The sequence below is a fragment of the Georgenia sp. 311 genome (assembly GCF_006151955.1).
Taxonomy (GTDB): domain Bacteria; phylum Actinomycetota; class Actinomycetes; order Actinomycetales; family Actinomycetaceae; genus Oceanitalea; species Oceanitalea wutianyii.
Genome location: NZ_VDFS01000039.1, coordinates 1 through 13,310, shown reverse-complemented (window position 1 = coordinate 13,310; position 13,310 = coordinate 1). Strand labels below are relative to the sequence as shown.

At 74.0% G+C, this 13,310-nt stretch carries 13 protein-coding genes and 1 tRNA gene; 6 read left to right on the top strand and 8 right to left on the bottom strand.

The annotated features are described in order from the left end of the window. Window positions 1-53: 53 nt before the first annotated feature. From FHE66_RS15725 to FHE66_RS08070, 3 genes are read right to left on the bottom strand one after another with little or no spacing between them, the layout of a single operon-like run. Entirely contained in the window at window positions 54-281 is a 228-nt protein-coding gene (locus FHE66_RS15725) for a hypothetical protein (protein WP_218013660.1), read from the bottom strand. After that, window positions 278-1,651: an FtsX-like permease family protein gene (locus tag FHE66_RS08075; protein WP_255303653.1), complete on the bottom strand. Its 1,374-nt coding sequence runs from the start codon at window positions 1,649-1,651 to the stop codon at window positions 278-280. The genes FHE66_RS15725 and FHE66_RS08075 overlap by 4 nt, the downstream gene beginning before the upstream one ends. Further along, window positions 1,648-2,382, bottom strand: a complete 735-nt coding sequence (locus tag FHE66_RS08070; RefSeq protein ID WP_139072455.1) for an ABC transporter ATP-binding protein — start codon at window positions 2,380-2,382, stop codon at window positions 1,648-1,650. Before FHE66_RS08070 ends, FHE66_RS08075 begins: the two co-directional genes overlap by 4 nt. 172 nt (window positions 2,383-2,554) lie before the next feature. Here FHE66_RS08070 and FHE66_RS08065 point away from each other — a divergent pair, with 172 nt between their 5' ends. The 3 genes from FHE66_RS08065 (at window position 2,555) to FHE66_RS08055 (ending at window position 5,243) form a co-directional block, all read left to right on the top strand. Next, window positions 2,555-2,827: a Rho termination factor N-terminal domain-containing protein gene (locus tag FHE66_RS08065; RefSeq protein WP_139072454.1), complete on the top strand. Its 273-nt coding sequence runs from the start codon at window positions 2,555-2,557 to the stop codon at window positions 2,825-2,827. An 86-nt stretch (window positions 2,828-2,913) separates the two neighbouring features. Further along, the gene (locus FHE66_RS15720; protein WP_218013659.1) at window positions 2,914-3,369 is read left to right on the top strand and encodes a MarR family winged helix-turn-helix transcriptional regulator; all 456 of its coding nucleotides are present in this window, start codon (window positions 2,914-2,916) and stop codon (window positions 3,367-3,369) included. After that, window positions 3,369-5,243 carry an MDR family MFS transporter gene (locus FHE66_RS08055; protein ID WP_218013658.1) on the top strand — a complete coding sequence of 625 codons (1,875 nt, stop codon included), beginning with the start codon at window positions 3,369-3,371 and terminating at the stop codon, window positions 5,241-5,243. Before FHE66_RS15720 ends, FHE66_RS08055 begins: the two co-directional genes overlap by 1 nt. A gap of 124 nt (window positions 5,244-5,367) precedes the next feature. On the opposite strand, the gene FHE66_RS08050 is transcribed toward FHE66_RS08055, so the two are convergent. Together FHE66_RS08050 and FHE66_RS08045 are read right to left on the bottom strand one after the other, a co-directional pair. Then, window positions 5,368-7,218 (bottom strand): HNH endonuclease signature motif containing protein, encoded by a 1,851-nt coding sequence (locus FHE66_RS08050; protein WP_139072452.1) that lies wholly within the window; start codon window positions 7,216-7,218, stop codon window positions 5,368-5,370. A 63-nt stretch (window positions 7,219-7,281) separates the two neighbouring features. Continuing rightward, window positions 7,282-8,268: an alpha/beta hydrolase gene (locus FHE66_RS08045; protein WP_139072451.1), complete on the bottom strand. Its 987-nt coding sequence runs from the start codon at window positions 8,266-8,268 to the stop codon at window positions 7,282-7,284. A gap of 89 nt (window positions 8,269-8,357) precedes the next feature. Between FHE66_RS08045 and FHE66_RS08040 the strand changes: the two genes are divergently transcribed. Further along, window positions 8,358-8,624: an acylphosphatase gene (locus tag FHE66_RS08040; protein WP_139072450.1), complete on the top strand. Its 267-nt coding sequence runs from the start codon at window positions 8,358-8,360 to the stop codon at window positions 8,622-8,624. A 19-nt stretch (window positions 8,625-8,643) separates the two neighbouring features. On the opposite strand, the gene FHE66_RS08035 is transcribed toward FHE66_RS08040, so the two are convergent. Further along, a complete protein-coding gene (locus FHE66_RS08035; protein ID WP_139072449.1) occupies window positions 8,644-9,735 on the bottom strand; it encodes a CAP domain-containing protein in 1,092 nt (363 codons plus the stop codon). Between the two features lie 320 nt (window positions 9,736-10,055). Next, complete coding sequence (gene upp / locus FHE66_RS08030; RefSeq protein WP_139072504.1) at window positions 10,056-10,694, bottom strand: uracil phosphoribosyltransferase; 639 nt, start codon at window positions 10,692-10,694, stop codon at window positions 10,056-10,058. Between the two features lie 67 nt (window positions 10,695-10,761). Between upp and FHE66_RS08025 the strand changes: the two genes are divergently transcribed. Continuing rightward, on the top strand, window positions 10,762-11,193 hold the full coding sequence (locus FHE66_RS08025; protein WP_139072502.1) for a nucleoside deaminase: 432 nt from the start codon (window positions 10,762-10,764) through the stop codon (window positions 11,191-11,193). Between the two features lie 3 nt (window positions 11,194-11,196). On the opposite strand, the gene FHE66_RS08020 is transcribed toward FHE66_RS08025, so the two are convergent. Beyond that, on the bottom strand, window positions 11,197-12,081 hold the full coding sequence (locus FHE66_RS08020; protein ID WP_255303652.1) for an NAD-dependent protein deacetylase: 885 nt from the start codon (window positions 12,079-12,081) through the stop codon (window positions 11,197-11,199). 125 nt (window positions 12,082-12,206) lie between these two features. On the opposite strand from FHE66_RS08020, the gene FHE66_RS08015 reads away from it, so the two are divergent. Next, window positions 12,207-12,294: transfer RNA gene (locus FHE66_RS08015), tRNA-Ser, on the top strand. Window positions 12,295-13,310: the final 1,016 nt, after the last annotated feature.

Sequence of the window (13,310 nt, the reverse complement as noted above, 5' to 3'; positions counted from 1 at the left end):
GGTGGCCGGGCTCCGCGGAGCCCGGCCACCGGCATGCTTCGGGGCTGCCGGGGTCAGCCGGGCAACGGCTCGCCGGCGACGCGCGGCAGCGCCCACGCGAAGAGGTCCTCCCACACCGCCCCCAGCCCGAGGGCGAGGCCGACCGCGACGAGCCCGGTGCCGAGGAGGAAGAGGAGGAGCCAGGTGAGCGCGCGGCCCCTGCCGGGCGTCTGCGGCTCGTCGGCGACCGGGCTCCCGGGACGTGGGGCCGCCCAGGCGCCCCGGTCGATCGCGGCGGTCACGACCGTCCCTCCGCGAGCACGCCGCGCAGCACGGTCCGTGAGGTCGTGACCCCGAGCCGGACGAGGAGCACGCCGGCGACGATGCAGCCCGCCGTGACGAGCACGCTCACCGGCGCGGTGACGACGGCGATCCCGACGAGCGGCAGCACGAGCGTCGCGGACAGCACCACGGAGATCGCGGTGATGACGACGAGCGGGGTCATGATCGTGCGTCGCTGCGCCGCGACCATCGTCGCCTCGGGCACGCCGAGCTTGTCGAGGCTGCGGTAGAGCTCGCCCCGGTCGAGGACCTCGGCCGCCTGTGTGACGCCGGCCGAGGCGGCGACCATGAGGAAGCTCGCGACGACGGTGATGAGGATGCCGGTCTGCACGTCCACGAGGAGGAGCTGGTCCTTGTGGCTGGGCATGTCGTCCGCCATCGCCATGGTGGCGACGCCGCTGCCGGCGACGACGGCGACGAAGCACGCCATGACGACGCCGCTCACCTGTCGCCACACCGCCTTGGGGGACTGGGCCATGCTCCGTGCGGCGAGCAGCCGTTCCGGGCGGTCGGCTCGACGCACCTGACGCCGTGCGATGACCGAGACCACCCACGGGCCGAGGAGGTTGAGCACGCCGAGCGCCGCCGCGAACCCGCCGAGGACGACGGCCACGAGGACCGCGAGATCGGCGTACTCGCCCTGCATCGCCAGGATGACGGTGAGGATGACGACGGCGCTGACGACGGCACGGGCCCACCCGATCCGCGGGACGTCCTGCCGACGCCGGACCCCGAGCGGGGAGATGCTCACCTGCCGCAGCCCGACGACCGCGCTCACCGCGGCCAGCAGCACGACCGCGGCGACAGCGGCGGCGACGACCCAGGGCGCGAGCCAGAACGCCCCGCCGATCGGCTCGCCCCGGAAGTGGACGAGCTGGACGAAGGGCGCGACGAGGACGTAGCCGACGACGCCGACGACGGCACCCACGAGCGCCACCGCGGCGGACTCGAGCACGGTCATCCGCGCGACGGTGGCCGTCGTGGCGCCGAGCAGTCGCAGCGTGGCGAGCCGGTCGTCCCGGCGACGTGCCGAGAGCCGCGCTGCCGCGCCCCCGAGCGAGGCGAGCGGGACGACGAGGAGGACGACGGCCAGCGCCGCGAGCAGCTGGTAGGTCACCGCGAGGTCGTCGTCCCACCGGAGGAAGGACATGGCGCCGGCGAGGACGACGAGGAGCAGCGTCGTCGTCGTCGCGAAGGCCACGACCGGCAGGACGAGCACTGCCGAGGTGCGGCTGTCGCGGCGGGCGAAGAGCCGGGCGGCCCGGAGGACGACCGGGCCGCGGTCCCCGGCGGGCGGCGGGGGAGGGGCGGGCGTCGCGGGCGTGCTCACGCCTGCTCCAGGGAGTCGGCGACGACCCGGCCGTCGCGCAGCCGCACGACGCGCTGGCACTGGGCGGCGACCGCGTCGTCGTGGGTGACGACGACGACGGTGCGGCCCCCGCCGACCGTCGCCTGCAGGAGGGCGTGCATGACCTCCCGGGAGGTGGCGTGGTCGAGGGCGCCGGTGGGCTCGTCGGCGAAGACGACCTCGGCCCCCGTCACCTGGGCGCGCGCGATCGCGACCCGCTGGGCCTGCCCGCCGGAGAGCTGACCGATGCGACGGTCCTCCATGCCGGCCAGGCCGAGGTGCTGCAGCCACAGCCCGGCGTGGTGCTCGGCCGCGGGCCGGGGCACCCCGCGGAGCATGAGCGCGAGGGCGACGTTCTCCACCGCGGTGAGCTCGGGGATGAGCAGGCCCTCCTGGAAGACGAAGCCGAGGCGCTCGCGGCGCAGGCGCGAGCGCTGGGAGTCGGGCAGGGCGCTCACCTCCACACTGCCCTGGCTCGTGGTGAGGACGACGCTGCCGCTGCTCGGCCGGACGATCCCGGCGAGGCAGTGGAGCAGGGTGGTCTTCCCGGAGCCGGAGGCGCCCATGACGGCCACCGACTGCCCGGCGAGCAGGTCGAGGTCGACGCCGGCGAGAGCGTGGGTCATCCCGTAGGTCTTGGTGAGGCCGCGGGCCCGCAGCACGGGCACCGCGGCTCGGGTCGGAGGGGGCGAGGCGAAGGCGTGTGCGGTCATACGGCCAGCCTGGGGCGGGGGAGGTCCTCGCCGCGTCGGGTAGCAGGCTGACCGCAGGACGGCGGCATCCACTCCCGGGTGGAGGCTGCGGGTCCACCCGCGGGTGGACACAGCGGATGCGATCGCCCGTGCCCCGGCCGATCCTGTTCGTCCCGAGGAGAAGGAGGCGACCATGCCCGCGAAGCAGGACCCCGGCCCGAGCGTCAAGGACGAGGAGCTCTACGAGGCGCTGCGGGAGGAGTGGAACTCCAAGGAGAAGTCGGCGCGGATCGCCAACGCCGCCGCGAACCGCTCGCGCGGGGAGGTGGGCGCGAAGGGTGGCCGGTCCGGGTCCTACGAGGACTGGACCGTCGAGGAGCTCCGCCGGCGTGCCAGCGAGCTCGACATCGAGGGCCGGTCGAGCATGACGAAGGACGAGCTCGTCACGGCGCTGCGCGACCACTGACCGGGCCCGGCGCCCCGGTCCGGAGACGGAGGTCACCCCGTCCGCAGATAGATGCATGCAGCATGTAACAGTTAGAATCGTGCATCGTGACCTCTGCTCCGACCGACGCTCTCGAGGGCCTCATCGACGCCCTCGCCGACGTCGCCCGCCGCCACCGCAACCTCACCCTGCGGGTCTACCGGGAGTCCGGTCTGCCGGCCGCCCAGGTGACCGTGCTCGCCGTCGCCGCACGACTCGGGGAGTCGCGGATGAGCGACCTCGCCGAGGAGCTGCTCGTCGACCCGTCGGTGATCAGCCGGCACGTGAGCCAGCTCGAGCAGAGCGGCAACGTCGAGCGGAGGCCCGACCCGGCCGACGGGCGTGCCACCCTCATCCGCCTGACGCAGCGCGGTGAGGAGACGCTCGCCGAGGTGCGGCGGCTGCGCCGTCGTCATCTGCAGGAGGCGCTCGCCGGGTGGGACGAGGACGAGGTCGCCGACCTCAACGCGACGCTCGGGACGGTCTCCCGGTTCCTCGACGCGGCACAGGAGGTGGGCCGCTGATGGCGCGTCCGTCCCGCCGCGGGAGGCTCGGCGGCAGCCGCCGGGGCCCGGCCGAGGAGACCAAGCACCGCGAGGTCATGAAGGTCCTGACCGGCCTGCTCCTGGCGCTGTTCGTCGCCATGCTCTCGGGCACGATCGTCGGCAACGCGCTGCCGGTGATCATCGCCGACCTCGGTGGCTCCCAGCTGCAGTACACGTGGATCGTCACCGCGGCCCTGCTCGCCTCGACGGCGAGCACCCCGATCTTCGGCAAGCTCGCCGACCTCTTCGACAAGAAGAAGCTCCTCCTCATGGCGATCGGGCTGTTCAGCGTGGGCTCGCTGCTCGCCGGGATGGCGCAGGACCCGAACATGCTCATCGCGTTCCGGGTGGTCCAGGGCGTGGGGATGGGCGCGCAGATGGCGCTCGTCCAGGTGACGATCGCCTCGATCATCTCCCCGCGGGAGCGCGGCCGGTACAACGGCTACATGGGCGCGGTCATGGCCGTGGCGACCGTGTCCGGGCCGCTCATCGGTGGGGTCATCGTCGACACCCCGTGGCTCGGCTGGCGCTGGACGTACTGGAGCGCCATCCCGTTCTCGCTCATCGCGATCTGGGTGCTGCACCGGCGCCTGGTCGTGCCGCCGAGCACCCGGCGCAAGCCGAAGGTCGACTACACCGGCTCGGCGCTCATCGTCCTGTCGGTCACCCTCCTGCTGCTGTGGCTCTCCTTCGCCGGCACGTACTTCGAGTGGGTGTCGTGGACGAGCGCGGCGATGATCGGCGGAGCGGTGCTCGGTACGGTCGTGTTCGTCCTCGTCGAGCGGCGTGCGGCGGAGCCGGTCGTGCCGATGTGGATCCTCACCGAGCGGACGACGGCGCTGAGCATCGTCGCGAGCTTCTCGGTCGGCGTCATCATGTTCGCCGCGCCGGTGTTCCTCGGCCAGTACTTCCAGATCGGGCGCGGTTACGGCCCTGCCGCGGCCGGGCTGCTCATGGTGCCGATGATGCTCGGCGTGTTCCTCTCCTCGACGATCGCCGGGCGGCTGGTGAGCCGGAGGGGGACGTGGAAGCGCTACGTCATCGCAGGGCTCTCGGTGCAGGCGCTGGGTGTGGGCCTCATGGCGACGGTCGGGGCGTCCACGCCGCTGTGGCTCGTCGGTGCCTACCTCGCGCTCATGGGCATCGGTCAGGGTGCCTCGATGCAGAACCTCGTGCTCGCGGTCCAGAACACGGTGCCCCTCAAGGACATGGGGGCCGCGAGCTCGGCCGTCGCGTTCTTCCGGTCGCTCGGCGGCGCGATCGGCGTCCAGGTGCTCGGTGCGATCCTCACCGCGCACATCGGCTCGCTGCTCGTCAGCCGCCTCACCGCCGCCGGCTACGAGTCCGGTGCCGCGAGCGGGACCGGGGACCTCGACATCGGCGCGCTGCCCGCGCCACTCCAGGAGATCGTGCGCAGTGGCTACGGCGACGGCATGGGTCTCATCTTCCTCATCATGGCGGTCTGCTCGGTCGTGGCGCTGGTGGCCGCGGGCCTCATGCGCGGGTCGACGCTGCGCGACACCGTCGACCTCGAGGTCAAGCGCGCGGTGGAGAGCGCGAGCATCCCGGCCGGGCCCGCCACGGTGAACGTCACCGACGAGGCCGTCACCCCGGTCGGCCCTGCCGTCGACGCGCCGAAGGACGAGGACGCCGCCGTCCAGGAGCGCGGGGAGTCCGGTGCCGGCGCTCGTCCGCGAGCCACCGACGCGCCGCGCGACGACTCCCGTGCCCACGTGCGACCCCGCGTCACCGACCGGGGGATCTGCCGTCCGGTCCGGCAGACCGCACCGTCGGTCGGCGCCGGGTGCGAGGCGAGGGAGACCGAGGAGCCGCGCACCGGCACGTCGCGCTGACCGAACCTCGCGACCTGCGTTCATACCCGCACCCGTGCGCCGCACACCCATGCGCCCCGCACCCGCGGGCCGCACACCGCCCGCACCCGGCGCCCCGTCCCTGACGGAGCGCCGGGTCGAGGGGTCAGAAGGGCGGGTCCGGCCCCCACAGCGTGGGCGCGGCGGCGTAGCTCGAGGGGTGACTCGGCTCGGGCGCGCCCCGGCCGGCGGTGGCGGTGCGCCTGGACTTCTCGGTCGGGCCCGGTGGTGGCGGTCTGGCCAGTACGTCCCCCGTGTGCTGTGCCGTGTCGGCGGCTCTCGCCGGGCGCTGCGTCGTGCCGGCGGTTCTCGCCGTGTGCTGCGTCGTGCCGGCGGCTCTCGCCGGGCGCTGTGCCGTGTCGGCGGTTCTCGGAGGGCGTCCTGTCTTGTCGGCGACTCTCACCGGGAGCTGCGCCGTGCCGGCGACTCCAGGACGCCGCGCCGATCCGGCGACCGACGGCGGTGACCCGGAGCTGACCAGTGGTGGTGAGGCTCCGCGACCAGAGGTCCTCTCGGCGGCGCCGGGATCCCACCCTCCCCGGGTGCGGACGCAGCTGTCCCCTCTCCCGCCGGCCGGTTCAGCTCCGCCGGGTCGAGGATCACCCTCACGCACGGCCGCGACGGCCTGCCGGGCGGCTTCGGGGTCCGGGGCGAGCACACCTCCGTCGCCGCGCCGGGTGGTGCCGATGTGCGCTCCGGAGCGGTGGTGGAAGTCGAAGCCGTCGGCCAGCGGGGTGATGACGGCGTCCGTCTCGTGCACGCGGTGGTGGTGGTAGGAGCACAGTGTGATGCCGTCGAGGAGGGTGGTGGTGCCCCCGCGGGACCACCACGTGAGGTGGTGGACCTCGCACCACGACGCCCGCTGGCGGCAGGCCGGCCACTGGCAGTGCCGGTCGCGGGTGAGCACCGCGCGACGCAGCTCTTTCGTGTGGTGGCGCTGGGTGCGTCCGACGTCCAGCGGCACCCCGGCGGCGCTCATGACCGCGCGGGTGGTCTCGCAGTCGCACATGAGTCGCTCGAGCTCCCCGACGGGCACGGGCGTGCCGTCCTCCAGCTGCCCGGCAGGGACGTCCGGCCAGGGCGTGGTCGGCCCGGTGGGGTGGGCGGCCCGACGACGTCGGCGGATGCCGACCCACGTCTGCTCCGAGACGAGCAGCGCGAGATGGGGTTGCACCTGCGCTCCCGCGCGGTCGGCGCCGACCTGGAGCACCCGGCCAGCCATCGTCGTGAGGGCGTCGGCCATGCGCTGCTCGCGGGTGCGCTCCTCGGCCGCCGCTGGCCGCCCGGCCACGGCCTCGAGCGCGATGCGCAGCTCCTCACCGGCGACCGGGTCGAGGAAGAACTCCCCGGCGACCCCGCCGGCCTGCCTGCGGAGGGTGAGCGTGCGGCGCCGCCGCACGGACTCGAACTCGGCCTGGGCGGCCGCGGCGTCGACTGTGGCCGCCCACGCCTTCGCCGCCCGGCCCAGGTCGGGCGCGGAGAGTCGCTCGCGTGCCGCGCGCTCGAGCAGGCCGTCCAGCCCGCCCTCCGTGAGCGCCCCGCGGACCGCCGGCGACGCGCCACGCTGAAGACGGGTGAGCGTCCTCGCGTGCTCCAGCGTGAGGTCCCCGCTCTCGACGGCTCCGGCGACGGCGGGCATCGCCTCGAGCCCTTCGGCCAGCTGCAGGTCCCCGACCGCGGCGCCGCGGCCGATCCCCGTGGACCGCGAACGGTAGTCGGCGAAGTCGCGGTCGGTCACCGTGCCCCAGCGACCGTCCTGCCGGTGTGCGAGCAACACCTGGCCCCGGTAGACGGTGAGGTCACGGATCGCGGCGTCGAGCTCGGCGACGACCGCCTCGCGTTCCTCGCCCGTCCAGCCCCCGGCGCCCTCACCCGGAGCGCCGGCGCGCAGGGCGGCGACGCTCACGCGCACCTGGTCGGCCAGGGGGCGTGGGCCGAGCGGGGTCGTCGTGACCACCGGTGCTCACCTCCCTGGTTCGAACGCGTGTTCCAACCATAGGAGGTGCCACCGACATCGGGATCAGGGCCGAGCAGGACCCCTCAAAAGCCGCGCCGTCGCCCACTCGATGGCCGCCCGCTCGTACTCCTCACGCGCCGGTGCGTCGGACAGGGCGAGGTCGTGGATCCCGCCCTCCACCTGCACGACCGTGACATCGGGCCCGACGAGCGGCGCGCGGGCCACCATGTGCCGCACGTCCAGGACGCAGTCCGTCCCGCGCAGCTCCTCCGGGGTCGGGTCGCTGGGGGAGCCGGAGCGCGTCGAGCAGCACAGCAGCACGGGCACGTCGACCGCGAGTCCCCGCGCGAGCCGCGCCTGCTCCCGGCGCACGCTCGCGAACGTCCCGGCACGCATCGGGAACCCGGCGAACGCCTTCCACGCGAGGTCGTACTCCCACGCTCCGCCGGTCGAGGCGTGCAGGTGGCGCCCGTAGTGCTCGCGCAGGTGCCCGACGACGACGCTCGGCAGCCACCGGGCGAGCAGCCGCACGAGCGGGGTGAGGACGACGCGCTCGACCCAGGGACCGTTGTGGTCGAACCACGGGCTGTTGAGCACGATCGCGTCCACCTCGCCCGGGTGCCGGTCGGCCCAGCCGACGGCGACGAGCCCACCGGTCGAGTGCCCGAGCAGCACGACCTGGTCGTGGCCGTCGGCCCGGATCGCGCGCAGGGCGGCGTCGATCTCCTCGTCGTGGTGGCGCAGGTCCCGCACGTCCCCGGGCCGCGTCCGCTCGCCGACGGCGCGACCGTTCGTGCGCAGGTCGAGGGCGTAGAAGTCGAACCCGGCCGCGACCCAACGCTCGGCGTGGGCGGCCTGGAAGAAGTAGTCGGTGAACCCGTGGAGGTAGAGCACGGCACGGCGGTTGACCGGCTCCCGCTGGTGGACGAGCACCGCCTCGGCGTGCCCGTCGTAGTCCGCGGAGGGCCGCAGCGTCATACGGCGCTGGACCCACGGCTCCCCGAGGACGTCGGGGACGGGGGCAGCGAGGTGGACGGCGTCGTCGGGCATGGGCACATCCTGGCAAGCGGACCGGCCGGACACGGCCGGGACACGAGCGCAAGGAGGTGGCAGGCTCGCCCGTGACGGAAGGAGCAGGGATGCGGCGCTGCCACGTGACGGTGACCGGGCGGGTGCAGGGCGTGGGGATGCGCTGGTCGTGCGCGACCGAGGCCCAGCGCGCGGGCGTCGCCGGCTGGGTGCGCAACCTGCCCGACGGTCGGGTCGAGGCGGTCCTCGAAGGGGAGGACGACGCCGTCGACCGGGTGCTGCGCTGGCTGCGCACCGGCCCGCCCGCGGCGCGCGTGGACGACGTCTCCGTGCGCGTCACGGAGCCCGAGGGGGAGCAGGGCTTCCGCGTGCGCTGAGCCTCAACAACGCCGCGCGTCAGTACCGCTGCGCGAGCACCGCCACCGCGTAGGGCGTGCCCGACTCGCTCCACACGAACCCGTAGCCCACGTGGGTGTACCGCGGGTCGAGCATCGCCTGGTTGTGGGTCGCGGAGCCGACCCACCAGGCGTGCATCCAGCGCAGCAGCGACCCGAAGTTCATCTGCGCGCCGCCGGTGTTGCGGATGATGAGCTCGCTGCACCCGCCCCACGTGCCGCCGAAGCATCCGACCTGGCTGCGGTAGTACGGGTTGTGCTGGACGGCGTCGATCGTGCGCAGCCGGTTCGCCCAGTTCTGGGCGACGTTCTGCAGGTGGCCGTCGTACTGCAGCGGCGGCAGGCCGTGGTTGGCGCGGTGGGCGTTGACGAGCCCGAACAGGGTGCTGCGGGCAGTCGCGGCGTCCCCTGCCGGCTGCGGCTCGGGCGTCGGCTCGGGCGTCGGCGTCGGCGTCGGCGTGGGCGACGGCGTCGGGCTCGGAGACGGGGTGGGCGACGGCGACGGCGAGGGCTCGGGGGCCGGAGCCGGCGTGGTGGGCGCAGGTATCGGCGTGGTCTCCGGCTCGGGGGAGGTGCTCGGCGCCGGCTCGGGCTCCGGGGCCTGCGAGGGCTGCGGCGCCGGCTCGCTCGGCACGGGCTCGGGCTCGGGCTCCGGTTCCGGCGAAGGCTCCGGCTCCGGCGAGGGGACGACGGCGGGGAGCTGCTCCGGCTCGGGGTCCGGCGCCGGGACCGGCTCGGTCGTCTCCTCCACCTGCGGGACCGTCGCCTCGGCGTCGTCGGGTACGAGGACGGGCGTCTCGCCCTCCGGCGTGGTGACCGGTGCGGGCTCCGCGACGAGCGGGGCCGGCTCCACCTTCTCGACCGGCGGCTCGGGCGCGACGAGCGGCGCCACCGGGGCCTTGGTCGTCTCCTGCGCGGCCACGTAGTCGGCCAGGTCGATCATGACCTCGGCGCGCTCGGGCGGGGCGGTGACGGTCAGCGGGATGGTGAGGTGGGCGGGCATGCCGCTGGCCTCGAGGGGCAGGAGCAGCCAGCCGGGGAGCGTCGGGGCAGCGGTCACCGTGCTCGCGAGGACCGTCGCCCCGAGCGTCACGGCGGTGGCTACCGTGCCCAGACGTGCGAGGACGCGACGTGAGCGGCGCCCTGCCGCCCGGTGTCGATGTGTCACGAGGATCCTCCAGCGCCATTAGGCGCGCACCCTCCACCACCGGGGCCCGGCGGCGGGAGGGTGGAGGGCCGACGGACCGGTTGGTTGGCGTCAGCGTAGCCACAGCAGTGGACTTCTGTCACATTCGTAACATCAGTAACAGGAACAGCTGCGCGGGAACGACAGTGCGCCCGCTCCCGCGACCGTGCGCCCGGCAGAGCGGGCGCGCAGTCGCAGGAGCGGGCGCAGAGTGGGAAGCGGCAGGCTCAGTCGACGACGCCGTAGAGGCGGTCGCCGGCGTCGCCGAGGCCCGGCACGATGTAGGCGTTCTCGTCGAGGCGCTCGTCGACGGCGGCGGTGACGATCTTGACCTCACCGCGCTTGCCGACGGTCTGCTCCACGGTGCGCAGGCCCTCCGGCGCGACGAGCAGGCAGATCGCCGTGACGTCGCGCGCCCCGCGCTCGAGGAGGTACTCGATGGCGGCCACGAGGGTGTTGCCGGTCGCGAGCATCGGGTCGAGGACGAAGACCTGGCGGCCGCTGATGTCGTCCGGCAGCCGGTTCGCGTAGGTGATCGCCTCGAGGGTGTGGTGGTCGCGCTGCAGCCCGAGGAAGCCCACCTCGGCCGTCGGCAGCAGGCGGGTCATGCCCTCGAGCATGCCGAGGCCGGCGCGCAGGATCGGCACGACGAGCGGCCGCGGGGAGGCGAGGTGGGTCCCGGTCGCGGCGGCGACGGGCGTCGTGATCTCCACCTGCGTGGTGCGCACCTCGCGGGTGGCCTCGTAGGCGAGAAGGGTGACGAGCTCGTCGACGAGCAGCCGGAAGGTCGGCGACTCCGTCCTCTCGTCCCGCAGGACGGTGAGCTTGTGGGCGATGAGCGGATGGTCGGCGACGTGCAGGCGCATGGGTAGAACGTACCGGGTGAGGGTGGCCGCGGGCAGGATAGAGGTCATGGCAGTGTGGAACGTGGCGATGGACACCGCCCTGGAGCTCGCGGAACACGCGGCGCGCGACGGTGACGTCCCCGTCGGTGCCGTCGTGCTCGACCCCGCCGGTCGCGTGCTCGCGACGGCGCGCAACCGCTGCGAGGTCGACAACGACCCGACGGCGCACGCCGAGATGCTCGCCATCCGCGCCGCGGCCGCGGCGGTGGGCTCGGTCCGCCTCGAGGGGTGCACGCTCGTCGTCACCCTCGAGCCGTGCACGATGTGCGCCGGCGCGATCGTGCTCGCGCGTCTGGAGCGGGTGGTGCTCGGCGCGTGGGACCCGAAGGCCGGGGCGTGCGGGTCGGTGCGCGACGTCGTGCGCGACTCGCGGCTCAACCACCGTGCCGAGGTCGTCGGCGGGGTGGAGGAGGAGCGCTCCGCGCGGCTGCTGCGCGACTTCTTCGCCGCGCGCCGGTGAGCCTCAGAGCACCTCGGTGAGGTGGGTGAGCGCGCGGGTCGTGCTCATCTCGACCTTGAGCGTGGCCAGTGCGTCCCCGCGGGTGGGCCCCCGGTTGATGATGACCACCGGCTTGCCCTCCTTCGCGGCCTGGCGCACGAACCGCAGCCCCGACATCACCGCGAGCGAGGACCCGACGACGAGCAGCGCCTCGGCCTCCGCGACGATCGCCCGCGCCGCCTCGACCCGGGCGCGCGGCGTCGTGCCGCCGAAGAAGACGACGTCGGGCATGAGGACGCCGCCGCAGCGCGCGCACGGGGCGATGCGGAAGTCTGCGGTGCTCTCGAGGGCGGCGTCGGCGTCGGGGGCCAGCTCGACGTCGTCGATGTGGCGCTCGCGCCAGCCCGGGTTGAGCGTGGTGAGGACGGCGTCGTAGGTCTCCCGCGAGATCACCGTCCCGCACTGGAGGCACACGACCCGGTCGTAGCGGCCGTGGAGGTGGATGACGTTGTGCGACCCGGCCCGCAGGTGGAGCAGGTCGACGTTCTGGGTGACGACGCCGTTGACGACGCCGGTGTGCTCGAGTCGGGCGAGCGCCCGGTGCCCGGCGTTGGGCAGGGCGGCGCGCAGGAAGCGCCAGCCGAGGTGGTTGCGCGCCCAGTAGTGGCGCCGCTGGGCGTCGGAGGCGAGGAACTCCTGGTGCGTCATCGGACGGCGCGGCGGGGAGCCCGGGCTGCGGTAGTCCGGCACCCCCGAGTCGGTCGAGATGCCGGCGCCGGTGAGGGCCGCCGTCGTCGTCGCGGCGGAGAGGATCTCGACGACGGGTGCGAGCGTCGCCGGGACGTCCGCGGGCTCGGGCGTGGCCGTCTCGGCGCCCGGCGCGACGATGATCGGACGGCGGTGCTGCACCCCTCGAGGCTAACCCCGGCCCACCGGCGACGCCCCGGTGGGACAGGCCTGAGGTGAGCGCCACACCGCGGATTCCGGGATCGTTTTGGGTACGGGAGAGGGCGGCCGGTACACTCGGTCGCCGAGGTAGCGTGTCCGAGCGGCCGAAGGTGCAGCACTCGAAATGCTGTGTGGTGCAAGCCACCGTGGGTTCAAATCCCACCGCTACCGCCACCCGAAGGGCCCCGCCCGCAGAATTCTGCGGCCGGGGCCCTTCGTCGTACCCGGCCCGGACGCCTGGAGCTCCGTGAGGATGCAGCAGGAGCAGTGCCGGCGTCGTCGACCGCAGCCCGGCTGCCGTCTCGCCGCTCCGCGGAGGAGGGGAGGCGACGCGCCACGGGAAGCCGCCGAGCCGAGCGCGGACCGGTGGCCACTCGGGGCGGCGTCCCGACGAGACACATCCCCAGGTACGCCGACGTCGTCGTCCAGGCCGCGGCGTCACGGCCGACCGAGCACGCCGGCCCGGACAGCTGGAGACGCCGGCGGTGCGGAGCCGGCCCGACCGACTGGCGCCCAGCGCTCGGCCCCCGCCGTCAGACACGGGCGACGACCGCTCCGCGTCCGTGCGTGTGCGGAGCCGCCCGCACATGGACCCAGCCCGCAGGCCGAAGGAGATCGCCGGCCGACCGAGTCGCCACGGAGCCGGCGGGGTGGCCGCGGACCGGCGTCCGCGCGGGCGGGCCCAGTACGGCCCTCGGTGCCGGGGGGCGCAGGCGGAGCACCGCTCGGGTGTGAACGAGGCCTCACGAACAGATTTCCGCCCGCGGCCCCGTGGGCGGCCCGGCTGCGAGTCGTGAACGTGCAGGTCAGAGACGATTCGGCGACGTCGCCGGCGGGGGTTCTCGCGCCGTTTGACGTCGGTGCGGGAAGGCCGTAATGTTTCACCTCGTTGCCCCCCAGGGAGGCACGGACACGAGGCCGAGAGGCCCGGTGGCCGGTCCCGGGAGAGGCAGCCCTCATCCTAGCGACTGTGGCTGAGCCGCAGAGTTCGCATGAGGACCCGGAGGCGGGGATCACACCGACTGAAGTTGTGTGTGGGAGTCTCCGCGGGTAAAGTTGAACGGCCAGCCCCGGCCGGGATGCGATCTGATGGTCGTGTTCGCGGCGGTGTGTGTCTGTTTCTTGAGAACTCAACAGTGTGCCAAGTTTTTTGATGCCATTTAGATCTGATGGCGTCCGGTCTTTCGGGG

Bases quoted from the DNA above. Each gene is read 5' to 3' on its own strand.
- FHE66_RS08070 (WP_139072455.1), bottom strand. From the start codon at position 2,382: ATGACCGCACACGCCTTCGCCTCGCCCCCTCCGACCCGAGCCGCGGTG.
- FHE66_RS08065 (WP_139072454.1), top strand. From the start codon at position 2,555: ATGCCCGCGAAGCAGGACCCCGGCCCGAGCGTCAAGGACGAGGAGCTC.
- FHE66_RS08055 (WP_218013658.1), top strand. From the start codon at position 3,369: ATGGCGCGTCCGTCCCGCCGCGGGAGGCTCGGCGGCAGCCGCCGGGGC.
- FHE66_RS08045 (WP_139072451.1), bottom strand. From the start codon at position 8,268: ATGCCCGACGACGCCGTCCACCTCGCTGCCCCCGTCCCCGACGTCCTC.
- FHE66_RS08040 (WP_139072450.1), top strand. From the start codon at position 8,358: ATGCGGCGCTGCCACGTGACGGTGACCGGGCGGGTGCAGGGCGTGGGG.
- upp (WP_139072504.1), bottom strand. From the start codon at position 10,694: ATGCGCCTGCACGTCGCCGACCATCCGCTCATCGCCCACAAGCTCACC.
- FHE66_RS08025 (WP_139072502.1), top strand. From the start codon at position 10,762: ATGGACACCGCCCTGGAGCTCGCGGAACACGCGGCGCGCGACGGTGAC.